Annotated in this window: 22 protein-coding genes; 7 read left to right on the top strand and 15 right to left on the bottom strand. The window is 62.3% G+C overall.

The window, feature by feature from the left end:
* Positions 1 to 4: 4 nt before the first annotated feature.
* Positions 5 to 697 carry a glutathione S-transferase family protein gene (locus BW975_RS03135; RefSeq protein WP_076530888.1) on the bottom strand — a complete coding sequence of 231 codons (693 nt, stop codon included), beginning with the start codon at positions 695 to 697 and terminating at the stop codon, positions 5 to 7.
* Positions 698 to 834: 137 nt separating this feature from the next.
* Between BW975_RS03135 and mscL the strand changes: the two genes are divergently transcribed.
* Positions 835 to 1,266, top strand: coding sequence for a large conductance mechanosensitive channel protein MscL (gene mscL, locus BW975_RS03130; RefSeq protein WP_076530887.1), 432 nt, complete (start codon positions 835 to 837; stop codon positions 1,264 to 1,266).
* Between the two features lie 117 nt (positions 1,267 to 1,383).
* Entirely contained in the window at positions 1,384 to 2,193 is an 810-nt protein-coding gene (locus BW975_RS03125) for a mechanosensitive ion channel family protein (protein WP_076530885.1), read from the top strand.
* A gap of 67 nt (positions 2,194 to 2,260) precedes the next feature.
* Here BW975_RS03125 and BW975_RS03120 read toward each other — a convergent pair whose 3' ends face one another.
* Positions 2,261 to 2,863 (bottom strand): alpha-ketoglutarate-dependent dioxygenase AlkB family protein, encoded by a 603-nt coding sequence (locus BW975_RS03120; RefSeq protein WP_076530884.1) that lies wholly within the window; start codon positions 2,861 to 2,863, stop codon positions 2,261 to 2,263.
* A gap of 202 nt (positions 2,864 to 3,065) precedes the next feature.
* Between BW975_RS03120 and dnaK the strand changes: the two genes are divergently transcribed.
* The 3 genes from dnaK (at position 3,066) to BW975_RS03105 (ending at position 7,220) form a co-directional block, all read left to right on the top strand.
* Positions 3,066 to 4,979 (top strand): molecular chaperone DnaK, encoded by a 1,914-nt coding sequence (gene dnaK / locus BW975_RS03115; RefSeq protein WP_076533336.1) that lies wholly within the window; start codon positions 3,066 to 3,068, stop codon positions 4,977 to 4,979.
* Positions 4,980 to 5,051: 72 nt separating this feature from the next.
* Entirely contained in the window at positions 5,052 to 6,200 is a 1,149-nt protein-coding gene (dnaJ, locus tag BW975_RS03110) for a molecular chaperone DnaJ (protein WP_076530882.1), read from the top strand.
* Positions 6,201 to 6,410: 210 nt separating this feature from the next.
* Entirely contained in the window at positions 6,411 to 7,220 is an 810-nt protein-coding gene (locus BW975_RS03105; RefSeq protein ID WP_076530880.1) for a division plane positioning ATPase MipZ, read from the top strand.
* Here the strand turns inward: BW975_RS03105 and BW975_RS03100 are convergent.
* The gene (locus tag BW975_RS03100; protein ID WP_076533333.1) at positions 7,177 to 8,076 is read right to left on the bottom strand and encodes a DMT family transporter; all 900 of its coding nucleotides are present in this window, start codon (positions 8,074 to 8,076) and stop codon (positions 7,177 to 7,179) included. The genes BW975_RS03105 and BW975_RS03100 overlap by 44 nt on opposite strands.
* 381 nt (positions 8,077 to 8,457) lie before the next feature.
* On the opposite strand from BW975_RS03100, the gene BW975_RS03090 reads away from it, so the two are divergent.
* Both BW975_RS03090 and pdeM read left to right on the top strand, forming a co-directional pair.
* Positions 8,458 to 10,413, top strand: coding sequence for a DNA gyrase/topoisomerase IV subunit B (locus BW975_RS03090; protein ID WP_076530877.1), 1,956 nt, complete (start codon positions 8,458 to 8,460; stop codon positions 10,411 to 10,413).
* A 16-nt stretch (positions 10,414 to 10,429) separates the two neighbouring features.
* Positions 10,430 to 11,092, top strand: a complete 663-nt coding sequence (gene pdeM / locus BW975_RS03085; RefSeq protein WP_076533330.1) for a ligase-associated DNA damage response endonuclease PdeM — start codon at positions 10,430 to 10,432, stop codon at positions 11,090 to 11,092.
* A gap of 52 nt (positions 11,093 to 11,144) precedes the next feature.
* On the opposite strand, the gene folD is transcribed toward pdeM, so the two are convergent.
* The 12 genes from folD to coaBC form a co-directional block, all read right to left on the bottom strand.
* A complete protein-coding gene (folD, locus tag BW975_RS03080; protein WP_076530876.1) occupies positions 11,145 to 12,038 on the bottom strand; it encodes a bifunctional methylenetetrahydrofolate dehydrogenase/methenyltetrahydrofolate cyclohydrolase FolD in 894 nt (297 codons plus the stop codon).
* Positions 12,039 to 12,168: 130 nt separating this feature from the next.
* Entirely contained in the window at positions 12,169 to 13,845 is a 1,677-nt protein-coding gene (locus tag BW975_RS03075) for a formate--tetrahydrofolate ligase (RefSeq protein WP_076530874.1), read from the bottom strand.
* 27 nt (positions 13,846 to 13,872) lie between these two features.
* Complete coding sequence (fdhF, locus tag BW975_RS03070) at positions 13,873 to 16,650, bottom strand: formate dehydrogenase subunit alpha (protein WP_076530873.1); 2,778 nt, start codon at positions 16,648 to 16,650, stop codon at positions 13,873 to 13,875.
* Positions 16,650 to 18,335 carry an NAD(P)H-dependent oxidoreductase subunit E gene (locus tag BW975_RS03065; RefSeq protein WP_076530871.1) on the bottom strand — a complete coding sequence of 562 codons (1,686 nt, stop codon included), beginning with the start codon at positions 18,333 to 18,335 and terminating at the stop codon, positions 16,650 to 16,652. Before BW975_RS03065 ends, fdhF begins: the two co-directional genes overlap by 1 nt.
* 148 nt (positions 18,336 to 18,483) lie before the next feature.
* Positions 18,484 to 19,263, bottom strand: coding sequence for a succinate dehydrogenase iron-sulfur subunit (locus tag BW975_RS03060; protein ID WP_076530869.1), 780 nt, complete (start codon positions 19,261 to 19,263; stop codon positions 18,484 to 18,486).
* 13 nt (positions 19,264 to 19,276) lie between these two features.
* Positions 19,277 to 19,591, bottom strand: a complete 315-nt coding sequence (locus BW975_RS03055; protein WP_076530868.1) for a succinate dehydrogenase — start codon at positions 19,589 to 19,591, stop codon at positions 19,277 to 19,279.
* Positions 19,591 to 21,396 carry a succinate dehydrogenase flavoprotein subunit gene (gene sdhA / locus BW975_RS03050; protein ID WP_076530866.1) on the bottom strand — a complete coding sequence of 602 codons (1,806 nt, stop codon included), beginning with the start codon at positions 21,394 to 21,396 and terminating at the stop codon, positions 19,591 to 19,593. The genes BW975_RS03055 and sdhA overlap by 1 nt, the downstream gene beginning before the upstream one ends.
* 20 nt (positions 21,397 to 21,416) lie before the next feature.
* Positions 21,417 to 21,788: a succinate dehydrogenase, hydrophobic membrane anchor protein gene (gene sdhD, locus BW975_RS03045; RefSeq protein WP_076530865.1), complete on the bottom strand. Its 372-nt coding sequence runs from the start codon at positions 21,786 to 21,788 to the stop codon at positions 21,417 to 21,419.
* An 11-nt stretch (positions 21,789 to 21,799) separates the two neighbouring features.
* Entirely contained in the window at positions 21,800 to 22,183 is a 384-nt protein-coding gene (gene sdhC / locus BW975_RS03040; protein WP_076530863.1) for a succinate dehydrogenase, cytochrome b556 subunit, read from the bottom strand.
* A gap of 243 nt (positions 22,184 to 22,426) precedes the next feature.
* Positions 22,427 to 22,657: a TM2 domain-containing protein gene (locus BW975_RS03035; protein ID WP_076530862.1), complete on the bottom strand. Its 231-nt coding sequence runs from the start codon at positions 22,655 to 22,657 to the stop codon at positions 22,427 to 22,429.
* A gap of 36 nt (positions 22,658 to 22,693) precedes the next feature.
* The gene (locus BW975_RS03030) at positions 22,694 to 22,987 is read right to left on the bottom strand and encodes a hypothetical protein (RefSeq protein WP_076530860.1); all 294 of its coding nucleotides are present in this window, start codon (positions 22,985 to 22,987) and stop codon (positions 22,694 to 22,696) included.
* A gap of 63 nt (positions 22,988 to 23,050) precedes the next feature.
* Positions 23,051 to 24,265, bottom strand: coding sequence for a bifunctional phosphopantothenoylcysteine decarboxylase/phosphopantothenate--cysteine ligase CoaBC (coaBC, locus tag BW975_RS03025; protein ID WP_076530859.1), 1,215 nt, complete (start codon positions 24,263 to 24,265; stop codon positions 23,051 to 23,053).
* Positions 24,266 to 24,291: the final 26 nt, after the last annotated feature.

Here is a 24,291-nt window from a genome sequence, read left to right as displayed (position 1 = left end):
CCGTTCACCCGTTGCGGTCCGGGATGTTCATTCCGCGCTGAACGGCGGGCCGGTCCATGAAGCGTTCGAGATAGCGGATGCAATTCGGGTGCTGGCCCCAACCCGTAGCCTCCCTGACGCCGTAGAACTCCAGCGCGTTCAGCCATGGCGCAATCGCCATGTCGGCGATGGAATAGTCGCCCGCGATCCAGTCACGACCGTCCAGCTGCGCCTCGACCACGCCCAGCAGACGGTTCGCTTCATTGACATAACGCTCACGGGGGCGCGGGTCTTCGATCTCGGAGCCGGCGAATTTGTGGAAATAGCCCAGCTGGCCCAGCATCGGCCCCAGCCCGCCCATCTGAAACATCAGCCACGCCAGCACCTCGGCCCGTGCGGCACCGGAGGCGGGCAGGAATTGACCGGTTTTCTCCGCCAGATAGATCAGGATCGCACCGCTCTCGAACAGCTCGACCGGCCCGCCATGGCCGTTCGGGTCGATGATCGCCGGGATTTTGCCATTGGGATTGAGCGCGGTGAAGGCATCACTTTTGACGTCCTTGTCGGCCAGCGTCACCAGATGCGCCTCGTAATCGAGGCCCGTCTCCTCCAGCATGATCGAGATCTTGACGCCGTTGGGCGTGGGAAAGGAATAAAGCTGAAGCAAGTCCGGGCGGCTGGCGGGCCAGCGGCCGTTGATGGGGTTTGTGCGGTTCATGTGCGATCTCCATTCAAAGGTAGTGGCTTGGCCTGTTCTACCTAGATCGCAAAACCGGCATTGCATTGTGCGCGAATGTGTTAACCTTTTCGCGCAGACGCGCAAACGCGTCGCCAACACAAAAAACCGGGGACACAATGCTGAACGAATTCAAGGATTTCATTGCCAAGGGCAATGTCATGGACATGGCCGTGGGTATCATCATCGGCGCGGCTTTTACCGCGATCGTCACATCGCTGGTGGGCGATCTGATAAATCCGATCATCGGTCTTTTCACCGGCGGAGTCGATTTCACCAATAATTACGTCGTCCTTGCCGGCGACGTCCCGGCGGGCGCCTCGCTGGAGGCCGCACGCGAGACAGGCGCATCGGTCTTTGCCTTCGGCGCCTTCCTCATGGCCGTGATCAATTTCCTGATCATCGCCTTCGTTGTCTTCATGCTGGTCAAATATGTGAACAAGGTGAAATCATTGGCCGAAAAGCCGGACGAAGTCGCGCCCGAGGTACATACCGGCCCCTCCGAAAAGGACATCCTGATCGAAATCCGCGACGCACTGAAAACACGCTGAGCTTGAGCGGCGACCAGATAAAGGCCCTGGAACCTCCGGGGCCTTTCGTCGTTGGCGCAAAGGCTCTATAGCAGCGCTCGACAATAAATTTACTGATTGAAGGGGGTCACTCGTCCCATGGAAGGTTTCTTGGATCAATTGGGCGGCTATGCGCCGCTGGTGATTAACGCGGTCAAGGCACTGGTCGTCCTTATCGTCGGCTGGATCGCGGCGGGACTCGTGGGCCGCTTCGTGCGGCGCCAGGTGCGCAAGCATCAGCGGATCGATCAGACGCTGGGCAATTTCGCCGCCACCGTCGCCACTTGGGCCATTCGGATCATGGTTCTGCTGGCGGTCCTGAACCTCTTCGGGATCGAAGCGACCAGCGTCGTCGCGGTTCTCGGCGCAGCCACCCTCGCCATCGGCCTTGCCCTGCAGGGCACGCTGGCCGATCTGGCGGCCGGCATCATGCTGGTCATGTTCCGGCCTTACCGGCTGGGCCAATACGTTGACATAGGCGGCACCAGCGGCACGGTCACGGAAATCGCGCTCTTCTTTACCGAGCTGACAACACCGCAGAATGTGCAGATCATCATGCCCAACGGTCAGGCCTGGGGCTCGGTCATCACCAACTACTCGGCACATGACACCCGCCGGCTCGATCTGACCTTCGGCATTGATTACAGTGACAGCGCCGATACCGCGATGCAGATCATTCTGGACAATGCCCGCGCGGACGAACGTGTGATGCAGGACCCCGAGCCATGGGCGCGCGTCACCAACCTGGGCGACAGCTCGGTCGATATCACCGCGCGGCTCTGGACCTCGACCGCCGATTTCTGGAACGTCAAATTCGAGCTGACCAAGGCGATCAAAGAAGATTTCGACGCCAAGGGCATTTCGATCCCCTTCCCGCATCAGGTGAATGTCGAGCCGAAAAGCGCGTAAGCGTCCGCCGCTTCATCTTGGCAAAAATACTCAAATCCCGCCGCCGGTCAAACACCGCGCGGCGGGATCAGTCCACCACGCGGCAGGTCAGATTGATCCGTCCACCCCCGTTCAGCAGGCTGGACGAGCCAAATCGGATCTTGTCCACCCCGTGATGGACCAGCCGCGCATCCCCGCCCATCACCACGACATCGCCCGAGCGCAGCCAGTGCGACACCGTGCTGCCACCGCGCGCCAGATTGCCGATACGCAAAAGCCCCTCATCCCCAAGTGAGATAGAGAGCACTGGCCAAGTGAAATCCGCCTCGTCCCGGTCCTGATGCAGCCCCATCCGCGCGCCCTCGCCATAGTAGTTGATCAGGCAGCAATCGGGCGCGCGCGCGTCGCTGACCAAGGCGCGCCAGACATTCAGCACCGTTGGGGGTATCGCGGGCCATGCCTGCCCGTTCGGATGCGTTTCAGAATACCTGTATCCCTTGGTATCCGATATCCAGCCATAGCGCCCCGCCGATGTCATGCGCACGCTCATCTTGCGGCCCATCGGTGTCATGGGCGAAAAGAGCGGCGCCGCCCCGACCACATCGCGCAGATCCGATACCAGCGCCTCTTGGACCCCCTTATCCAGGTATCCGGGAAGGATGCGAAACCCGCGCAGGTCAAGCTCGGTCATGTTGCCCGCCCCCTATGGGCCGATTTGTGTGAAAAATGGCGAAATGCGCTGCGCCGCGGCGCTTGCAGGGCTGTCTTGCCCTCCCTATATACCCCCCGAAGCGTTGGGTCGCAATTGCGGGCCGCGTCCGAGCAAACCGGGGTTGGATGCCGAAACGGGTCCAACCTCGCCTATATCGCCTGAAGAGAAAGGGATGAAATCCATGTCCAAAGTTATTGGTATCGACCTCGGCACCACCAACAGCTGCATCGCCATCATGGATGGCAAGACGGCACGCGTGATCGAAAACTCCGAAGGGGCACGCACGACCCCCTCGATCGTCGCCTTCACCGAGAATGAGCGACTGGTCGGCCAGCCCGCCAAGCGGCAGGCCGTCACGAACCCCGAAAACACCGTCTTTGGCGTCAAGCGCCTGATCGGCCGTCGCGCTGACGATGCTGACTTGGCCAAGGACAAAAAGAACATGCCCTTCACCGTTGTCGATGGCGGCAATGGCGACGCATGGGTCGAGGCGCGCGGTGAGAAATACTCGCCCAGCCAGATCTCGGCGTTCATCCTGGGCAAGATGAAAGAGACCGCCGAGAGCTATCTTGGCGAGGAAGTGACGCAAGCCGTCATCACCGTCCCGGCCTATTTCAACGACCAGCAGCGCCAGGCCACCAAGGACGCGGGCAAGATCGCCGGCCTTGAAGTCCTGCGCATCGTCAACGAGCCGACAGCCGCTGCGCTGGCCTACGGCCTCGACAAGAAAGACGAGCAGACGATCGCGGTCTATGACCTCGGCGGCGGCACGTTCGACGTGACCATCCTCGAGATGGCCGAAGGTTTCTTCGAAGTGAAAGCCACCAATGGCGACACGTTCCTTGGCGGTGAAGACTTCGACATGCGCATCGTCAATTACTTGGCGGGCGAGTTCAAAAAAGAGCATAACGTCGACCTGACGCAGGACAAGATGGCGCTTCAGCGCCTGAAAGAAGCGGCGGAAAAGGCCAAGATCGAGCTGTCGAGCTCGAGCCAGACCGAGATCAACCAGCCGTTCATCTCGATGTCCTCGAACGGCCAGCCGCTGCACATGGTCATGAAGCTGACCCGTGCCAAGCTGGAATCGCTCGTCGGTGATCTGATCAAGGCGTCGCTCAAGCCCTGCCAGGCCGCGCTCAAAGATGCGGGCCTGACGGCCAGCGATATCGACGAGGTCGTTCTGGTCGGCGGCATGACCCGCATGCCCAAGGTGATCGAGGAAGTGACCAAGCTCTTTGGCAAGGAGCCGAACAAGGGCGTGAACCCCGACGAGGTCGTCGCGATGGGCGCCGCCATTCAGGCTGCCGTCCTGCAGGGCGATATCAAGGACGTTGTCCTTCTGGACGTGACGCCCCTGTCGCTCGGCATCGAGACGCTGGGCGGTGTCTTCACCCGCCTCATCGACCGCAACACGACCATTCCGACGAATAAGAGCCAGGTCTTCTCGACCGCCGAGGACAACCAGAGCGCCGTGACGATCCGGGTATTCCAGGGCGAGCGTGAGATGGCCGCGGACAACAAGATGCTAGGCCAGTTCAACCTCGAGAACATTCCGCCCGCACCGCGCGGCATGCCCCAGATCGAGGTGACCTTCGACATCGACACTAACGGGATCGTCTCCGTTTCGGCCAAGGACAAGGGCACGAACAAGGAGCACAAGATCACGATCCAGGCGTCGGGTGGCCTCTCGGAGGAAGACATCGAGAAGATGGTCAAGGATGCCGAGGAGAACGCCGAGGCAGACAAGTCGCGCCGCGAGCTGGTCGAAGCACGCAACCAGGCGGAAAGCCTGATCGACTCGACCGAGAAGTCGATGGAAGAGCATTCGGACAAGGTGGATCCCACCACGATCGAAGCCATCGAACTGGCCATCTCGTCGCTGAAAGAGGATCTGGAGAAAGACGACGCGGGTAAAATCAAGTCGGGCATCCAGAACGTCTCGGAGGCCGCGATGAAGCTGGGCGAGGCCATCTACAAGGCCAGCCAGTCGGAAGAGGATGACGGTGGCCCCTCTGCCGCGGATGAGGGCGGTAATGGCGATGATGATATCGTCGATGCCGATTTCGAGGACCTTGACGACAACAAGCGCGCGTAATGCGCCGCTGAGAAACCTTCGGGCCGGTCTGCTAGGCCGGCCCGTTTCGTTTCAGGTTTAGGAGGTCCCGCAATGGCCAAACGTGATTATTACGAGGTTCTGGGCGTCGCGCGCGGGGCCTCGGCTGACGAGATCAAGAAGGCATACCGCCAAAAGGCGCGCGCGCTGCATCCCGACAGCAACAAGGACAATCCCAACGCCGAAGCCCAGTTCAAGGAAGTGGGCGAGGCGTATGACGTACTGAAAGACGCCGAGAAGAAAGCGGCCTATGACCGTTTCGGCCATGCCGCCTTCGAGGGCGGAATGGGCGGCGGTGGCGGGCGCCCCGGCGGACCGCAGGGCCAAGGCGATTTCGCCAGCGCCTTTTCCGACGTGTTCGACGATCTCTTCGGCGACTTCATGGGCGCCCGGGGCGGCGGCGGGCGCCAGCGCGCCGCGCGCGGCTCGGACCTGCGCTATAACATGCGCGTCACGCTCGAGGAGGCCTATAAGGGCCTGCAAAAGACGATCAACGTGCCGACATCCGTTCAATGCAATTCCTGTGACGGATCGGGCGCCGAAGGCGGCGCCGAGCCGACCACCTGCCCCACCTGTTCTGGCATGGGCAAGGTGCGCGCTCAGCAGGGCTTCTTTACCGTCGAGCGAACCTGCCCCACATGTTCCGGCATGGGCCAGATCGTGCAGAACCCCTGCAAATCCTGCGGTGGCCAAGGCCGCGTCGAAAAGGATCGCGCGCTCAGCGTCAACATCCCCGCGGGCGTCGAGACCGGCACGCGCATTCGCCTTTCCGGCGAGGGCGAGGCGGGCATGCGTGGCGGTCCTCCGGGCGATCTTTACATCTTCATCGAGGTCACCAAGCATCCGCTCTTCGAGCGCGAGGAGACGAACCTTTATTGCAACGTGCCTGTCTCGATGATCACCGCCGCAATCGGCGGCGACATCGAGGTGCCCACCATCGACGGTGGCCGCAGCAAGGTGAAGATCCCCGAGGGCAGCCAATCAGGCCGTCAGATGCGCCTGCGCGGCAAGGGCATGCCCGCCCTGCGCGGTGGTGGCTCGGGTGATATGTTCATCGAGCTTGCCGTCGAGACGCCGGTCAACCTGACCTCCCGGCAAAAAGAGCTGCTGCGCGAATTCGAGGCGCTGTCCGAGGACAACAATCCCGAGAGCAAGAGCTTCTTCAAGTCGGTCAAATCCTTCTGGGATAGCATGAAGGGCTAAGGCGACGTGCCGTTTCGCGTATCGGGCCTCGCCGGAAATGGCGGGGCCTTTTCTCGTGCTAGGTGACGGGCCGGACGCCCTGTCTTTCAACGTAAAAAGAGCCGGTTCTTGGCGCCAACTTCCGCTCTCGCGCCCTTTCCTCTTGCCTGTGCGCGTTATACCATGCGCCAAACGCCCCGATCCGAGGGCGTGGGCAAGGGATCTTGGGACATGGCGCATATCATCGTCGTCGGAAACGAAAAGGGCGGCGCGGGGAAATCTACGGTGTCGATGCATGTCGCCACCGCTTTGGCGCGGCTGGGCTTCACCGTCAGCGCGCTGGATCTGGACCTGCGGCAAAAGACTTTTGGACGCTACTCCGAGAACCGCAAGGCGTATCTGGCCAAGGCGGGTCTGAGCCTGCCCAGCCCCTTCTACCACGACCTGCCCGAGGTCGATCAGACCGCGCTCAGCCCCGGCGAGAACATGTATGACCGCCGCCTGTCCGAGGCGGTCGCGTCACTGGAGCCAGACAGCGATTTCATCGTGATCGACTGCCCCGGCTCGCATACGCGGCTAAGCCAGGTCGCACATAGCCTTGCCGATACGTTGATCACGCCGCTCAACGACAGCTTCGTGGACTTTGACTTGCTGGCCCATGTCGACGCGGACGGGCAAAAGATTTTGCGACCGTCGGTCTATTCCGAGATGGTCTGGAATGCGCGGCAGCTGCGCGCGCAGGCCGGGCTGAAGCCTATCGACTGGATCGTGGTGCGCAACCGTGTGGGCGCCCAAGCCATGGTGAACAAAGAGAAAATGGGCGCTGCGCTGGACAATCTGGCCAAGCGCATCGGGTTCCGCACCGCCCCCGGCTTTAACGAGCGGGTGATTTTCCGCGAGCTTTTCCCGCGTGGCCTGACCCTTCTTGACCTCAAGGATGTGGGCGTCAAGCAGCTCAACATCTCGAATATCGCCGCCCGGCAGGAGCTGCGCGATCTTATCGCGGCGCTGAAACTTCCGGGGGTCGAGGCGACGTTCTAACGCGCCTGCGTCGCAGCGCGACCATGTTGGACACCACCAGCGCGCCGATCACCAGTGCGCCGCCAAAGAGCGCCCATACGCCCGGATCCTCGCCGATCACCGCCCAGACCAGCAGCGGCGCCAGCACTGACTCGAGCAGGATCAGAAGCGATACCTCGGCCGAGGAAAGATAGCGCGGCCCTAATGTCAGCAGACAGGTTGAGAGCGCGATGAACGTCCCGTGGCCCAACACCAAAGGCCATTGCGACGGCATCGCCTGACCGGGCGTCGCCCAGATCAACATGATCAACGCCGACAGCAGATAGGAAACCGGGATCGCCGGGATCATCGACGTCGCGCGCATTTTGCGCGCCGTGGTCAGCGCGGCGGCGAAACTGGCCGAGACCGCGAGCGCGATAAGATCGCCCTGCCAGCTGGCAATTTCGCTCTCATGGCTGCCATAGGCGATTATGGCGAGTCCCGGCAGCACCGCGGCCATGGTCAGGACGGTGCGGCGGCTGAACGGCTCGCCCAGGAAAATCCGGCTGAAGATCGCGGCAAAAATCGGGATCGAGGCGAAGATGAAAACAACATTCGCCACGCTGGTCAGCGAAATCGCCATGACGAAACCCGGCGCGGTGGTGGCCATCAGCAGCGTGTAAAGCAGGCCGGGCCGGCCCGTTCGCGCGACCGCACGAAATCCCGAGAGCCCTTGGACCACAAAGCATCCGGCCAGGATCAGCGTGCCGGCGACGGCTGCCCGCCAAAAGGTGATGGTGGCCGGGTCGGCCATGATCAGGCGCACGAAAAGAGAGTCGGGCACGATCATCAGCACGCCCAGTGCGGTAATGATCAGACCTTTAAGATGCTCGCTCATTAGCGATTTGTTGATGGGAATCGCCCCAAAGTAAAGCGCAGACCCGGCGAGACGAAGGAGCGGACGCATGCGGATCACATATCAGCGCACAGCACCGCGATGATGCCGCTGGCCCAGGTGATCTGGATCGGTGCGTCAGCAAGCGTCTTTGCGATCTGGGTTTTTATGCTTTGCGGTGTACGCACAGTGGTGGCGCACCCCAAGCCCGACCGTCCCGGCTTCGCGCGCCTCGGAGGGTTGACCGCGATACTACTGACTCTCAATGCGCTCGGCCTGATCCTTTGGCCCCCTTGAGGCCGCGCAGGGCCGCTGCGTTCTTTCAACCGGCGCGCCGCTCTGTCATAATCGCGCAAACTCAGAAACGAGCGAGCAGCGCACCCCATGTCCGATCTTTTGACCACCGCCACCTCTTCGGGCGACTATGACGCATCCTCCATCCAGGTCCTTGAGGATATGGAGCATGTCCGCCTGCGCCCTGGCATGTATATCGGCGGCAAGGACGACCGTGCCCTGCACCACATGGTGGCCGAGATCGTCGACAACTCGATGGACGAGGCTGTCGCCGGCCACGCCACCTGGATCGAGATCGAGCTACACGAGAACGGCCATGTCTCCGTGCGTGACAATGGGCGCGGCATCCCCACGGGGCCGCACCCCAAAGACCCGACGAAATCCGCGCTCGAGATCATCTTTTGCACGCTCAACGCGGGCGGCAAGTTCTCGGGCGACAGCTATCAGACCTCGGGCGGTTTGCACGGCGTCGGCTCGTCGGTGGTCAACGCGCTCTCGGATCACCTGCGCGTCGAGGTGGCCCGCAACAAGGAACTCTACGCGATGGAGTTCTCGCGCGGCCTGCCGCAGGGCCCGCTCGAGAAGATCGGCGCTGCGCCCAACCGGCGCGGCACCGCCGTGACGTTCCACCCCGATGCCGAGATCTTCGGCTCGCTCAAGCTCAAGCCCGCGCGCCTTTTCAAGATGGCACGCTCCAAGGCCTATCTCTTTTCCGGCGTCGAAATCCGCTGGAAAACCGGCATCGACGATGGCGAGACACCGCGCGAGGCCAAGTTCCACTTCCCCGGCGGACTTTCGGACTATCTGACCGAGGCAATGGGCGGCGCGACGACCTATGCCGACACGCCCTTCGCCGGTTCGGTCAGTTTCGAGAAGTTCAAGGTGCCCGGCAAGGTCGAATGGGCGATCAACTGGACGCCCGCACGCGACGGCTTCATCCAGTCCTATTGCAACACCGTTCCCACCCCCGAGGGCGGCACGCACGAGGCCGGGTTCTGGGCCGCGATCCTCAAGGGCATCAAGGCTTATGGCGAGCTGGTGAACAACAAGAAGGCCGCGAGTATCACGCGCGAGGATCTGATCACCGGCGCGGGCGCGCTGGTCAGCTGCTTTATCCGCGATCCCGAGTTCGTTGGCCAGACCAAGGACCGCCTCGCCACGGTTGACGCGCAGCGCATGGTCGAAAACTCCGTGCGGGATCATTTCGACAACTGGCTGGCCGCCGACACGAAATCCGCGGGCGCGATCCTCGATTTTCTGGTCCTGCGCGCGGAAGAGCGCCTGCGCCGCCGCCAGGAAAAAGAAACCCAGCGCAAGACCGCGACAAAGAAGCTGCGCCTTCCCGGCAAGCTGGTCGATTGTTCATCGAACACACGCGACGGGACCGAGCTGTTCATCGTCGAAGGCGACAGCGCCGGCGGCTCGGCCAAGATGGCGCGCGACCGCAAGACCCAGGCCCTGCTGCCCCTGCGCGGCAAGATCCTGAACGTGCTGGGCGCTGCCAGCTCGAAACTGGGGAGCAACCAGGAAATCAGCGATCTGACACAGGCGCTGGGTGTCGGCCTCGGCTCCAAGTTCAATCTCGACGATCTGCGCTATGACAAGATCATCATCATGACCGACGCGGATGTCGACGGCGCGCATATCGCCGCGCTCTTGATGACGTTCTTCTTCACGCAAATGCGCCCCATGATCGACGCGGGCCACCTCTACCTTGCCTGCCCGCCCCTTTACCGCCTCAGCCAGGGTGCCAAACGCGTTTACTGCATCGATCAGGCCGAGCGCGACCTTTGGATGGAAAAGGGCCTTGGCGGCAAGGGCAAGATTGATGTCAGCCGCTTCAAGGGTCTGGGCGAAATGGATGCCAAGGACCTCAAGGAGACGACGATGGATGCGAAATCCCGCACCCTCATTCGCGTGACAATTGACGAGGACGAGCCGGGCCAGACTGGCGATCTGGTGGAACGCCTGATGGGCAAGAAGCCCGAGCTGCGCTTTCAGTACATTCAGGAAAACGCGCGGTTCGTGGAAGAGCTGGATGTTTGAGGGCATAACCGCCCCCATGACCACCCACGCCTTCACCCTCGCAGGCGCGCGACTGATTGCCCTGCCCACCGGCGCGCTCTATTGGCCGGATCACAACCTTCTTTGCGTCTCTGACCTGCATCTCGGCAAATCCGAGCGGCGGGCGCGGCTAGGAACAACATCCCTGCCCCCGTACGAGACGCAAGACACTCTCGCCCGTCTCGATGCCGACCTAAGGACCACGGGCGCCAAAACCGTCATCTGCCTCGGCGATAGCTTCGATGACAGCGCGGCGGCGGACGCGCTTGGCGAGGATGAAAAGCTCTGGATTGCAACTCTGCAATCCGGGCGCCGCTGGGTCTGGATCGAGGGCAATCACGATCCCGGTCCCGTCGATCTGGGCGGCACGCACCTCGCCGAGCTGCCGGTCCCACCGCTGACGTTTCGGCACATCGCGCGGCCCGGCGCCAGCGGTGAACTCTCGGGCCACTATCACCCCAAGGCTTCGGTCCACGCGCGTGGGCGCAGCGTCAGCCGCCCCGCATTCCTGATCGACACGGATCGCGTGATCCTGCCCGCCTACGGCACCTATACCGGAGGCCTGCGCAGCGACGACACTCCGCTTACCGATCTCATGAGGCCCGAGGCTGTGGCCGTACTGACCGGAACGGCTACACGCGTCATTCCCATGCCCCGCTAAAACGCAAAAGGGCCGCGCCAGGCGCGACCCTCTTCAGATGCTGGGAGGGCCATCAGGCCGTCAGGCCTTCAGGCTCCTCGATACCATTCGCGCGGCAGGCCGCGGTCAACGTATTGGCCAGAAGGCAGGCAATGGTCATCGGCCCAACACCGCCCGGCACGGGCGTGATCGCACCCGCACGTTCCTCACAGCTGGCATAGTCGACATCCCCAACAAGCTTGGTCTTGCCGTCGTCCTTCTCGATCCGGTTGATACCCACATCAATCACGGTGGCACCCTCTTTGATCCAATCCCCGGGCACCATCTCAGGGCGGCCAACGGCGGCCACGACGATATCCGCGCGGCGTACCACATCGGCAAGATCCTTGGTTCGCGAATGCGCGATCGTCACGGTGCAACTATCCCCAAGCAACAGCTGCGCCATCGGCTTGCCGACGATATTGCTGCGCCCGATCACCACCGCGTCCATACCCGAGAGCGATCCGTGATGCTCGCGCAGCATCATCAGGCAGCCCAGCGGCGTGCAAGGCACCATGCTCTTCTGCCCAGTCCCCAACAAACCGACATTCGAGATATGAAACCCGTCCACATCCTTGGCCGGATCGATCGAATTGATGACCAGATCCTCGTCCAGATGCTTGGGCAGGGGCAGTTGCACGAGGATGCCATGGATGCTCTCGTCCTTGTTGAGCTTGTCGATCAGCGCAAGCAGATCCGCTTCGGATGTGTCCACATCCAACTTGTGCTCAACGCTCTTCATGCCGACTTCGGTGGTCTGCTTGCCCTTCGAACGGACGTAGACCTGGCTCGCCGGATCCTCGCCGACCAGCACCACGGCAAGGCCCGGCACCAGATCGTGCTTGTCCTTCAAACGCTTCACATGCTCGGCGACCTTGCCGCGCACTTCGGCCGCAAAGGCCTTGCCATCAATCACCTGAGCCGTCATCGCGCTCTCCTTGCCACAGGCGGCCGCGCCCCTGCTTTCTTCTTGCTAAAAATATCCCCGCCGGAGGCAGGAGCCGCAAAGGCGGCGACCGGATTGCGCGGGGCTCGATGCCCCGCGCAATCCGCGTTCCTTAGAACAGACCTTCGATCTCGCCGCCATCATTGAGACGGATCGAGGTGGCTGCGGGCACGCGCGGCAGGCCGGGCATCGTCATGATCTCGCCGCAGACGACAACGACAAAGCCCGCTCCGGCGCTCAGACGCACTTCGCGGATCGGCACGGAATGGCCCGTGGGCGCGCCGCGGCGGCTGGGATCGGTGGTAAAGCTGTACTGCGTCTTTGCCATGCAGATCGGCAGGTTGCCGTAACCGGCCTCTTCCCACTGTTTCAACTGATCGCGGATCTTGCTGTCGGCCACCACGCCATCGGCGTGGTAGATGTTCTTGGCGATCGTCTCGATCTTCTGCATCAGTGGCATCTCATCGGGATAGATCGGCTTGAAGTCGGACGCGCCGCTCTCGGCGATCTCGGCCACGCGGGTCGCGAGATCCGCGCTGCCTTCGCTGCCCAGTTCCCAGTGGCGCGACAGGATGGCCTCAGAGCCCTGCTCCTTGACATAGGCCTTGACGGCCTCGACCTCGGCATCGGTGTCGTTGACGAAATGGTTGATTGCCACGACGACCGGCACGCCAAAACTCTTGAGGTTGGCGATGTGACGGCCGAGATTGGCACAGCCTTCCTTAACCGCGTCGACGTTCTCGGCGCCCAGATCGGCCTTGGCAACGCCGCCGTTCATCTTCATCGCGCGCACCGTCGCCACCAACACGACGCAATCCGGCGCGAGGCCCGCCTTGCGGCACTTGATGTTCATGAACTTCTCGGCGCCCAGGTCCGCACCGAAGCCTGCCTCGGTCACGACGAAATCGGCGATCTTGAGCGCGGTCGTGGTGGCGGTGACCGAGTTGCAGCCATGCGCGATATTGGCGAAGGGGCCGCCATGCACGAAGGCCGGGTTGTTCTCGAGCGTCTGCACGAGGTTCGGCTGCATCGCGTCCTTGAGCAGGACGGTCATCGCGCCTTGCGCCTCGATATCGCGGCAATAGACGGGGCTCTTGTCGCGCCGATAGGCGACGATCATCGCGCCCAGACGGTCCTCGAGATCCTTGAGGTTCTTGGCAAGGCACAGGATCGCCATGACCTCGGAGGCCACGGTGATGTCGAAGCCGGTCTCGCGCGGGAAGCCGTTCGAGACGCCGCCCAGCGACGCGGTGATCTGGCGCAGCGCGCGGTCGTTCATGTCGACGACGCGGCGCCACACGACGCGGCGGATGTCGATATCCAGCTCGTTGCCCCAGTAGATGTGGTTGTCGATCATCGCCGACAGCAGCGAGTGGGCCGAGGTGATGGCGTGGAAGTCACCGGTGAAGTGGAGGTTCATCTCTTCCATCGGAACGACCTGAGCGTAACCGCCACCTGCGGCGCCACCCTTCATGCCGAAGTTCGGACCGAGCGAGGCTTCGCGGATACAGACCATCGCCTTCTTGCCGATACGGTTCAGGCCATCGCCCAGACCAACCGTGGTCGTCGTCTTGCCCTCGCCCGCCGGGGTCGGGTTGATCGCGGTAACGAGGATCAGCTTGCCGCTTTTGTTGCCCTGCACGCTGTCGATATAGCTTTGGGAAACCTTGGCCTTGTCATGGCCGTAGGGCAGCAGATGCTCGGTCGGGATACCGAGTTTGTCGCCAATCTCCTGGATCGGCTTTTTCTGTGCGGCGCGCGCAATTTCGATATCGCTTTTATAGGCCATTTTTCAGTCAGTCCCTCGTTGGTTGCGTCACTCTGCGGCGACGGATTGGGTGTCTGCTTCTACCTTGACGGCAGAAAACTTGAATTCCGGGATCTTGCCATAAGGGTCGATCGCGGGGTTTGTCAGGATGTTCGCCGCCGCTTCGACATAGGCGAAGGGGAGGAACACCATGTCCGGCGCCACGGCGCGGTCGGCCCGCGCCATGATGGAGATGCTGCCGCGCTTGGTGGTCAGGCGCACATGGCCGCCCGGCTCCACGCCCAGCTTGCGCAGCGTCGAGGGATGCAGCGAGCAGTTCGCCTCGGGCTCGACACTGTCCAGAACGCGGCTGCGGCGCGTCATCGAGCCTGTGTGCCAATGTTCCAGCTGGCGGCCGGTGGTCAGGATCATCGGGTATTCTTCGTCCGGCACATCATCGGGTGCGATGACGCTGGCGGGGGTAAAGCGCGCGCGCCCCTCGGGCCGTGGGAAGCCGTCGCCAAAGACGATGGCCTGCCCCGGATCGGTCGGGCTGAGCGACGGATAGGTCACCGCGCCCTCATTCTCCAGCCGCTCCCACGTGATGTTGTTGAGGCTGCCCATGTTCAGCTTCATCTCGGCAAAGATATCGGCGGGGCTGTCGTATTTCCAATTCAGGCCAAGGCGATTGGCCAGTAGCGTGGTGATGATCCAGTCCTCGCGCGCGTCGCCCACGGGCGGCACGGCGGGGCGGGCCAACTGCACCTGCCGGTTGGTGTTGGTGACGGTGCCGGACTTTTCAGCGAAGGCCGAGGCGGGCAGGATGATGTCCGCATAGTTCGCCGTCTCGGTCAGGAAGATGTCCTGCACGACCAGCGTATCGAGCTTGGCCAGCGCATCGCGCGCGTGATCCACATCCGGGTCGGACATGGCCGGGTTCTCGCCCAGGATATACATCGCCTTGATATCGCCGTCATGGACCGCATCCATGATCTCGGTCACGGTCAGGCCCTTCTCGGCGCTGAAATCCTCGGACTCCCACACTTCGGTGAAGGCACGGCGCACGCCGTCATCGGTGACGCTCTGGTAGTCTGGCAGGAACATCGGGATGAGGCCCGCGTCGCTGGCGCCCTGCACGTTGTTCTGGCCGCGCAGCGGGTGCAGGCCCGCACCGGGGCGGCCCACCTGCCCGCACATCAGCGCAAGGGAGATCAGGCAGCGCGAATTATCGGTGCCGTGGATATGCTGGCTGACGCCCATGCCCCAGAAGATCATCGCGGATTTCGCGCCCGCGAAAGTGCGCGCGACCTCGCGCAGCGTCTCAGCGGGAATGCCGCAGATGCCTTCCATCTTCTCGGGGCTGAAATCGGCCAGATGCGCCTTCTCGGCCTCCCAGTTCTCGGTATAGGCGTCAATATATTGCTGATCGTAGAGCTTTTCCTCGACGATCGTGTGCATGATCGCGTTCAGCATGCTCACATCAGCGCCGGGGCGGAATTGCAGCATGTGGGTGGCAAATCGCTTCATGCCCTGCCCGCGCGGATCCATCACGATCAGCTTGCCACCGCGCTTGGTGAACTGCTTGAAATAGGTGGCGGCGACGGGGTGGTTCTCGACGGGGTTGGCGCCGATGATGATGGCGACATCCGCATTCTCGATTTCGTTGAACGTGGCCGTAACCGCGCCCGAGCCGACATTCTCGATCAGGGCCGAAACGGACGAGGCGTGGCACAGCCGCGTGCAGTGATCGACGTTATTGTGGCGGAACGCCTGCCGGATCAGCTTCTGAAAGAGATACGCTTCCTCGTTGGTGCATTTTGCGCTGCCAAAACCGGCAACCTCGCGGCCGCGGCCCTTGAGTCGGGACGCCGCCAGATCCAGCGCCTCGTCCCACTCCGCCTCGCGGAAATGCGTCTGCCAGTTGCCGGGATCAACGTTCAGACCCTTGGCGGGCGCGTCATCGCGGCGAATAAGCGGCTTGGTCAGGCGGTGAGGATGGTGGATGTAGTCAAAGCCGAAACGCCCCTTGACGCAGAGCCGGCCCTCATTCGCGGGTCCGTTGATGCCCTCGACATATTTGATCTTGCCATCCTTGACTTTGAGGTTGATCTGGCAGCCGACCCCGCAGAAGGGGCAGATGCTCTTGGTCTCGCTGTCATAATCCGCACTGTCGCCGACCTGATGTTCGTCGACAACGGTCGCGGGCATCAGCGCGCCGGTGGGGCAGGCCTGAACGCATTCACCGCAGGCAACGCAGGTGCTCTCGCCCATGGGATCGTCAAAATCGAAGACAGGGTAGGCGTTGTGCCCGCGCCCGGCCATGCCGATCACGTCATTCACCTGCACCTCGCGGCAGGCGCGCACGCAAAGGCCGCATTGGATGCAGGCATCCAGATTGACGCTCATCGCGACATGGCTGTCGTCCAAAAGGGGGATGTGTCCCTCTTCCAGCTTGGGAAAGCGGCTCTCGGATACGCCCTGCATCGCGGCCATGTCCCAAAGGTGGCTGGACTTGTCATGCGCCACCTCCTGCTCGGGCTGGTCGGCCAGCAGCATCTCGATCACCATCTTGCGGGCGGTTTCCGCGCGGGCGGTGTTCGTCTTGACGACCATGCCGTCGCTCGGCTCGCGGATGCACGACGCGATCAGGTTCCGCTCGCCCTCGACCTCGACCATGCAAGCGCGGCAATTGCCATCGGGGCGATAGCCCGGCTGCGGCTTGTGACACAGATTGGGAATGATCAGGCCACGGCCATGGCTGATTTCCCAGATCGTCTGGCCCTTGGGCGCGGTGACTTCCTCGCCATCCAGCGTGAAGGTGACGGTGGCCACATTGCTATCCAGCATCAGATTTCCTCCGGGAAATGCTTCATCGTCGAGCGGATCGGGTTGGGCGCGGCCTGCCCGAGGCCGCAGATCGAGGCATCGGCCATCGCGGTGCACAGATCGCCCAGCAGATCCTGATCCCAGGTATCGGCCTGCATCAGCTTGACCGCCTTTTCACAGCCCACACGGCAGGGCGTGCATTGGCCGCAGCTTTCGTCCTCGAAGAAACGTAGCATATTCAGCGCCGCAGCGCGCGCGCTATCCTTGTCGCTCAGCACGACGACCGCGGCGGAGCCGATGAAGGTGCCATGCGGCTGCAGCGTGTCGAAGTCGAGCGGGATGTCATGCATCGATGCAGGCAGCAGCCCCGAGGACGGACCGCCCGGCTGGTAGCCCTTGAACGTATGGCCATCCATCATGCCACCCGCAGCCGCGATGATATCGGTGATCGTCGAGCCGGCATAGAGCAGGTAAACGCCGGGGTTTTTCACACGGCCCGAGACCGAGTAGCTGCGCAGGCCCTTGCGGTCGTTATGCTCGTGATCCGACAGGACCTCGGGGCCTTCGCGCAGGACGCGCGCGACCCAGTGCAGCGTTTCGATATTGTTGACCAGCGTCGGGCGGCCAAAAACACCAACCTGCGCCACAAAGGGCGGGCGATGGCGCGGAATACCGCGCTTGCCCTCGATCGACTCGATCATCGCGCTTTCTTCGCCGCAGATATAGGCGCCCGCGCCGCGGCGCAGCTCGATATAGCCGGGGGCGACGATACCCGCCGCTTCCAGTGCCGCGATCTCGGTCGCAAGGATGTGCAGCACGGCGGGATATTCGTCGCGCATGTAGATGAAACAGGTATCCGCCTCGACGGCCCAGGCCGCGATCAGCATCCCCTCCAGGAAAAGGTGCGGCACCCGCTCCAGATAGTAGCGGTCCTTGAACGTGCCCGGCTCGCCCTCGTCGCCATTGACGGCCAGATAACGGGGCCCGGCGGCATCGCGCACGAAACCCCATTTCTTGCCCGAGGGGAAACCGGCGCCGCCAAGGCCGCGCAGGCCACTGTCGAGGAGGGTCTGCTGGACCGTCTCGAAGTTCCCGGTCTTGCGCAGATCGGCCAGCACGTCATACCCGCCTTCTGCGCGGTAGGCGTCAAAGGTCTGGTAATCGGGAATGGTCGGGTGGATATGCTTGGCCGCGATGGCCTCGTGCACCTTTTCGGGCGTGGCGTGGTCAATATGGGCGTGGCCCAGCTCCAGCACGGGGGCGGTATCGCAGCGGCCCATGCAAGGCGCCCGCAGCACGCGCACCTCGGACGGATCGAGGCCCTTTTCCAGCGCGGATTTCAACTCCTGCGCGCCCGCCAACTCGCAGCTGAGCGAATCGCAGACACGGATGGTCAGCGCGGGGGGCGGCGTCTCGCCCTCTTTCACCACGTCGAAATGCGCGTAAAAGGTGGCGACCTCGTATATTTCGGCCATGCCGAGGCGCATTTCCTCGGCCAGAGCGCGAAGATGCGCGGCCGACAGATGGCCGAACTTGTCCTGAATGAGGTGCAAATACTCGATCAGATGGTCGCGGCGAATGGTGCGACCAGCCAGCAAATCCTTGACGTCTGCCCAGGCCACGTCATCCAGCTGGCGCCCTTTTGGCGTGACGCGGCCCTTGCCGCGCCCGGATTTCCATACACCGCTACCTTGATCCGCACCCATGACGACTCCTCGCGTTAATTTCCCACTGTTTAATTTATTTTCCCATCAGTCAACAGATGCATGTCGAAAGTTCGGGTGTCACAGCGGTATCGCGCACAAAAAAGCAGGCCCCGAGGGGGCCTGCTATACTGCTTGCGTCACTTTGGGATCAAACTGCGCGCTCGACCATCATCTTCTTGATATTTGCGATGGCCTTGGCGGGGTTCAGACCCTTGGGGCAGGTCTTGGTGCAGTTCATGATCGTGTGGCAGCGGTAGAGCTTGAACGGATCTTCCAGATCATCCAGCCGCTCGCCGGTATTTTCATCACGCGAATCAACGATCCAGCGATAGGCGTGCAGCAAGGCTGCCGGTCCTAGGTATTTGTCACCGTTCCACCAGTAGCTGGGGCAGGCGGTGGAGCAGCAGGCGCACATAACACACTCGTAAAGGCCATCCAGCTTCTCGCGGTCCTCGATCGACTGTTTCCACTCTTTGCTTGGCGCGACCGTCTCGGTCTCCAGCCAAGGCTGGATGCTGGCGTGCTGTGCATAGAAATGCGTGAGGTCGGTGATCAGATCGCGGACAACCGGCTGGTGCGGCAGCGGGAATATCTTCACGTCGCCCTTCACCTCGTCCATGCCGTAGATGCAGGCCAGCGTGTTGATGCCGCCGATATTCATCGAGCAGCTGCCACAAATCCCCTCGCGGCAGGACCGGCGGAAGGCAAGGCTTGGATCGATGTCGGTCTTGATCTTGATCAGCGCGTCCAGAACCATCGGGCCGCAATCATCCATATCGACGAAATAGGTGTCGACACGGGGATTCTCGCCATCGTCAGGCGTCCAGCGATAAATGCTGAACTTGCGCAGGTTGGTCGCGCCTTCGGGCTTGGGCCAGGTCTTGCCCGTCACCATGCGGCTGTTCTTGGGCAGGGTCAGTTGAACCATTGTCGTACTCCTTTCAGCCGATCAAAGTCAGGCTGTTCTGGGCAATGCATTGCAGGGCCTCGGGGCGGCGGGCGATCTGTCCAATTTGCTCGGCGGTGCCGGCATCGAGGCCGGTGATCGCAGCACTGGAAATCTGCAGAATCTCGCGCGCATCCGCCGCGTCGATGATGCAATCCGTGATCGGCGCCGCGTTCAGGCCGGGATAGCGATCCGCGACATAGGTGTTCACCACGTTTTTGGCCTGACTGCGCGCGACCGCATCGGCGGCGTCATTCGCCGCCGTGCAGGCCGTCAACGCGGCAAGAGCCAGGATGGCGAGCGCCCTCATCAGAATGTGCGTTCCTTGGGCGCGATCTTCTTCAGACTGATGCCGCCCTCATCCTCGTTGGTCAGGGGCGCCTCGACGATCGGGCGATAAGTGATGTCCACCTTGGGCCCGTCGACGCGGGTGATGGTGTGGACGCGCCACTTCTCGTCGTCACGTTTGTCGTAATCCTCGTGCGCGTGGGCGCCACGGCTTTCGTGGCGGGCCTCGGCGCCCGCGATGGTGGCCATCGCATTGGGCATGAGGTTCGTCAGCTCAAGCGTCTCCATGAGATCGGTGTTCCAGACAAGGCTGCGATCCGTGACGTGCAGATCGTCCAGCTTGGCCGCGATCGCCTTCATCTTTTCCAGACCCTCGGCCATGGTTTTCGATGTACGGAAGACAGCGGCATCGGCCTGCATGGTTTTCTGCATATCGTTGCGCAGCTCGGCCGTGGGCGTGCCGCCTTTGGCATTGCGGATGCTGTCGAAACGGTCAAACGCCTTTTCCACGCCGGCCTTGTTCGTGGCGGGCACAGCGCCATCCTTGTCCACGACCTTGCCGGCGCGGATCGCGGCGGCGCGGCCAAAGACAACGAGGTCGATGAGGCTGTTCGAGCCGAGGCGGTTCGCCCCGTGAACCGACGCGCAGCCCGCCTCGCCCACGGCCATCAGGCCGGGAACAACGCGGTTCGGTTCGTCCTCGGTCGGGTTCAGCACTTCGCCCCAGTAGTTGGTGGGGATGCCGCCCATGTTGTAGTGCACGGTCGGCAGTACCGGGATCGGCTCCTTGGTGACATCGACACCCGCGAAGATCTTGGCCGACTCGGAAATACCCGGCAGACGCAGGTTCAGCGCCTCGGGCGGCAGGTGCGACAGGTTCAGGTGGATGTGGTCGCCATCCTTGCCGACGCCGCGTCCCTCGCGGATCTCCATCGTCATCGAGCGGCTGACATAGTCGCGCGGGGCCAGATCCTTGTACTGCGGCGCATAGCGCTCCATGAACCGCTCGCCTTCGGAGTTGGTCAGATACCCGCCCTCGCCGCGCGCACCTTCTGTGATAAGGCAGCCCGCGCCGTAAATGCCGGTGGGGTGGAATTGCACGAATTCCATGTCCTGCAGGGGCAGGCCAGCCCGCGCCACCATGCCGCCGCCATCGCCGGTGCAAGTATGCGCCGAGGTGGCGCTGAAATAGGCGCGGCCATAACCGCCCGTCGCCAGAACGACCGTCTTGGCGTTGAAGACATGCATCGTGCCGTCGTCCAGCTTCCAGCAGACGACGCCGGTGCAAGCGCCATCATCGCTCATCAGCAGATCGATGGCGAAATATTCGATATAGAACTCGGCCTTCTGCTTGAGGCTCTGGCCGTAAAGAGTGTGCAGGATTGCGTGGCCGGTCCGGTCGGCGGCGGCGCAGGTGCGCTGCACGGCGGGGCCTTCGCCGAATTCGGTGGTGTGCCCGCCAAAGGGCCGCTGATAGATCTTGCCCTCTTCGGTACGGCTGAACGGCACGCCGTAATGCTCGAGCTCGTAGACCGCCTTGGGCGCCTCACGTGCGAGGTATTCCATCGCATCCGTATCGCCCAGCCAGTCCGAACCCTTGACCGTGTCATACATATGCCACTGCCAGTGATCCGGCCCCATGTTGCTGAGCGAGGCGGCGATGCCGCCCTGTGCGGCGACGGTGTGCGAGCGGGTCGGGAACACCTTGGTCACGCATGCGGTGCGCAGGCCCTGCTCGGCCATGCCGAGGGTTGCGCGCAGGCCCGCGCCGCCTGCCCCGACGACCACGACGTCATAATCATGCGTCTCGTATTCGTATTCGGCCATTCGGTTCTACTCCGGTCTTATTACAGCGCGAGACGGGCAATGGCGAAAACGCCCACAGCCATCGCCGCGTAGGAAAGGCAATACATCAGAAGGATCGACACCTTCCGTGCCAATCCGTGAACATAGTCTTCGATCATCACCTGGCAGCCCCCGGCAAAGTGCCGCAGGCCGACGATCAGCGTCAGCGCGGCCACGATGGCGGGAAAGGGACGACCGTAATAGGCCACGACCTCCTCATAGGTGCCACCCAGAACGGGGCCGAAGGTAAAGATGAAAAGCGGGATCAGGATCAGCAGCGCGACCGAGCTGAGGATCATCGACCAATGATGTTCGACGCCCGAGTTTGCCGATCCAAGGCCCTCGGCCCGCTTGCGGTCAGTCAGAAAACGCATTTTATGGCCCCTCAGACGATCAGAATTGTAAGGACGGTCAACACCACCGACCCGCCAAGGCAAATCCAGCCCAGCATCTCGGCGCGGCCGATTTCCAGCATCGAGCCGGTGTCCCAGATCAGGTGCCGCACGCCTGCCAGCGTGTGATACCAGATCCCCAGCAGCGACAGCACCATGACCAGATCACCGAACCAGCTGGTCAGCACCCCGTTCGCGGTCTCGAATGCTTCGGGCGAAGATGCGGCAGCGAGAAACCACCAGACGATCAGCAATGTCGTGATCAGCAGCGCATTACCGGTGATGCGCGTCAGGATGGACGTCATCGAGGTCAATTGCGGGCGGTAGATTGAAATATGCGGTGAAAGCGGGCGGTCGCCCCGGTTCACGTCGGCCATATCCTATAATCCTTTATTTGGCTGTCGCTCTGGACTCACGGCCCAGCGCGATGACTTGCAGCTTGTTTTAGCGGTCTTGGCGCGCTTGCCCAGCAAAATTCCACTAAAACACGCATCTGCCCATGTGAGGCAGGGCTTTGTGATCACAGCCCAATACCACGTGATCACAAATGATAACAGCGGCGCAGTGCGCCGCCGATCATACTCTTGTCCGTGGGAATCAAACCCGCGGCGCACCACGCATCAATGGCGCAGCGGTAGGCCGTTCTTGTCCTTCATGGACCCGATGATCAGGCGCACGAAGTCAATGATCGTCCAGATACCAAGGCCGCCCAGCGTGATCAGCATCAAGATGCCAGTGCCGACCTTGCCCAGGTAAAAACGGTGAATGCCCAAGCTGCCCAAGAAGAAGCATAGCAGGACGGCTGGCACGAATTTCTTGTCGCTGACAGGGCCGGTTGTGGTGTCGCTCATTGGAAGTATCCCTCGTGAATGATGGCGCTTTGCGCCTTATGGATTGCTCTGCATCAGGATGGGGCGACCTTTTCCGTCGCGCCATTTTTCGATGATGAGATAGTAAAAGATGATCAGGGTATGCAGCCCGTCCAGCACGATCACCAGAAGGGCAAGCCCCACCATTCCCTGCGCGGCAAAGCCGATGGCAAGGATCAAAAGGCCGACATCGGCGAGACCATGCAGCCAGTCCTCAAGGTAGAAGTGATGGATGCCCATAACCCCGAAAATACCGCACAGCATGATGGCCACGCCGTAGGATTTTGGGGAGGTTTCGCTGGAATGCTGCATTATTTGCGCCGTTTTTAGAGCCGGGTTCCCTTTCTTGGCGCAACGCCGCGTGACGCGCAAGATTTATTGCGGTGCGGCATCCGGCACCAGCGCCTCGGCGATTCTGGTGGCAAGACGGGCGGCGACCTGCCCTTTCGACATGCGCGGCCACGGCTCCGCGCCTGCGGCGGTGATCAACGTCACCTCGTTCTCGGTGCCGCCCATGATACCGGTATGTGGGCTGACATCGTTGGCGACGATCCAGTCGCATCCCTTGCGCAGACGCTTGGCCGTGGCGTTTTGCGCTACGTCATCCGTTTCGGCGGCAAAGCCGACAACGAGTGCGGGGCGCTGATCCGCAAGCTGTGAAAGCGTGGCAAGGATATCGGGGTTCTCGGCCAGTTCCAGTTTCGGCAAACCGCCCTTGTCCTTTTTCATCTTGGAACTGCTGGCGCTAGCCACCCTCCAATCCGCAACGGCGGCTGCGCAAATCGCGGCATCGACCGGCAGCACCTTGTGACAAGCGTCCAGCATTTGATGCGCCGTCTCGACGCGGTGCAACTCGGCGCCGTCTGGCGGCGGCGCATCGGCCGGGCCGGTGACGAAGATAACTTCAGCCCCAAGGGCAATCAGAGCGCGGGCAATGGCCGTACCCTGCGCACCGGACGAGCGGTTCGCAATATAGCGCACCGGGTCGATCGGCTCGTGCGTTGGACCGGAAGTGATGAGGATGCGGCGCCCTTTCAACGGGCCGTCACGCAAGGTCGCCGCGATGGCCTGCACGATCTCCATAGGTTCGGACATGCGGCCCGGACCACGCTCGCCGCACGCCATGTCGCCATCATTCGGGCCGACCACGGTGATGCCATCGGCGCGCAGGGTTGAGAGGTTGCGCTGGGTTGCGGGATGATCCCACATGCGCACATTCATCGCGGGCGCGATCATCACGGGCGTATCGGTAGCCAAAAGCAGCGTTGTCGCCAGGTCATTGGCATGGCCTTGCGCCATCTTGGCCATCAGATCCGCCGTAGCGGGCGCAACGACGACCAGATCGGCAACCCGGCTCAGCTGGATATGACCCATCTCGGCCTCGTCGGTCAGGTCGAAAAGATCGGTGTAAACCTTTTGCCCCGCCAGCGCCGAGACCGACAGGGGCGTCACGAATTCCGCGCCCGCCTGTGTCAACACGGGCGTAACGCTCGCCCCGCGCTCGCGCAGGCGCCGGATGAGGTCCAACGTCTTGAAGGCCGCGATACCGCCGCCGATGATGAGCAGAATTCGTTTACCAGCCAGCGTCATAAGCCACCCCCAAGCACCGCGACACT

This window comes from Roseovarius nanhaiticus (genome assembly GCF_900156535.1).
Taxonomy (GTDB): Bacteria; Pseudomonadota; Alphaproteobacteria; order Rhodobacterales; family Rhodobacteraceae; genus Roseovarius; species Roseovarius nanhaiticus.
The sequence above is the reverse complement of the archived record's forward strand: the minus strand, read 5'-3'. Positions and strand labels throughout refer to the sequence as shown.

What these genes read in the sequence shown, in the direction of transcription:
- BW975_RS03135 (WP_076530888.1), bottom strand. Translation starts at nt 697, where the DNA reads ATGAACCGCACAAACCCCATCAACGGCCGCTGGCCCGCCAGCCGCCCG.
- mscL (WP_076530887.1), top strand. Translation starts at nt 835, where the DNA reads ATGCTGAACGAATTCAAGGATTTCATTGCCAAGGGCAATGTCATGGAC.
- BW975_RS03125 (WP_076530885.1), top strand. Translation starts at nt 1,384, where the DNA reads ATGGAAGGTTTCTTGGATCAATTGGGCGGCTATGCGCCGCTGGTGATT.
- BW975_RS03120 (WP_076530884.1), bottom strand. Translation starts at nt 2,863, where the DNA reads ATGACCGAGCTTGACCTGCGCGGGTTTCGCATCCTTCCCGGATACCTG.
- dnaK (WP_076533336.1), top strand. Translation starts at nt 3,066, where the DNA reads ATGTCCAAAGTTATTGGTATCGACCTCGGCACCACCAACAGCTGCATC.
- dnaJ (WP_076530882.1), top strand. Translation starts at nt 5,052, where the DNA reads ATGGCCAAACGTGATTATTACGAGGTTCTGGGCGTCGCGCGCGGGGCC.
- BW975_RS03105 (WP_076530880.1), top strand. Translation starts at nt 6,411, where the DNA reads ATGGCGCATATCATCGTCGTCGGAAACGAAAAGGGCGGCGCGGGGAAA.
- BW975_RS03100 (WP_076533333.1), bottom strand. Translation starts at nt 8,076, where the DNA reads ATGAGCGAGCATCTTAAAGGTCTGATCATTACCGCACTGGGCGTGCTG.
- BW975_RS03090 (WP_076530877.1), top strand. Translation starts at nt 8,458, where the DNA reads ATGTCCGATCTTTTGACCACCGCCACCTCTTCGGGCGACTATGACGCA.
- pdeM (WP_076533330.1), top strand. Translation starts at nt 10,430, where the DNA reads ATGACCACCCACGCCTTCACCCTCGCAGGCGCGCGACTGATTGCCCTG.
- folD (WP_076530876.1), bottom strand. Translation starts at nt 12,038, where the DNA reads ATGACGGCTCAGGTGATTGATGGCAAGGCCTTTGCGGCCGAAGTGCGC.
- BW975_RS03075 (WP_076530874.1), bottom strand. Translation starts at nt 13,845, where the DNA reads ATGGCCTATAAAAGCGATATCGAAATTGCGCGCGCCGCACAGAAAAAG.
- fdhF (WP_076530873.1), bottom strand. Translation starts at nt 16,650, where the DNA reads ATGCTGGATAGCAATGTGGCCACCGTCACCTTCACGCTGGATGGCGAG.
- BW975_RS03065 (WP_076530871.1), bottom strand. Translation starts at nt 18,335, where the DNA reads ATGGGTGCGGATCAAGGTAGCGGTGTATGGAAATCCGGGCGCGGCAAG.
- BW975_RS03060 (WP_076530869.1), bottom strand. Translation starts at nt 19,263, where the DNA reads ATGGTTCAACTGACCCTGCCCAAGAACAGCCGCATGGTGACGGGCAAG.
- BW975_RS03055 (WP_076530868.1), bottom strand. Translation starts at nt 19,591, where the DNA reads ATGAGGGCGCTCGCCATCCTGGCTCTTGCCGCGTTGACGGCCTGCACG.
- sdhA (WP_076530866.1), bottom strand. Translation starts at nt 21,396, where the DNA reads ATGGCCGAATACGAATACGAGACGCATGATTATGACGTCGTGGTCGTC.
- sdhD (WP_076530865.1), bottom strand. Translation starts at nt 21,788, where the DNA reads ATGCGTTTTCTGACTGACCGCAAGCGGGCCGAGGGCCTTGGATCGGCA.
- sdhC (WP_076530863.1), bottom strand. Translation starts at nt 22,183, where the DNA reads ATGGCCGACGTGAACCGGGGCGACCGCCCGCTTTCACCGCATATTTCA.
- BW975_RS03035 (WP_076530862.1), bottom strand. Translation starts at nt 22,657, where the DNA reads ATGAGCGACACCACAACCGGCCCTGTCAGCGACAAGAAATTCGTGCCA.
- BW975_RS03030 (WP_076530860.1), bottom strand. Translation starts at nt 22,987, where the DNA reads ATGCAGCATTCCAGCGAAACCTCCCCAAAATCCTACGGCGTGGCCATC.
- coaBC (WP_076530859.1), bottom strand. Translation starts at nt 24,265, where the DNA reads ATGACGCTGGCTGGTAAACGAATTCTGCTCATCATCGGCGGCGGTATC.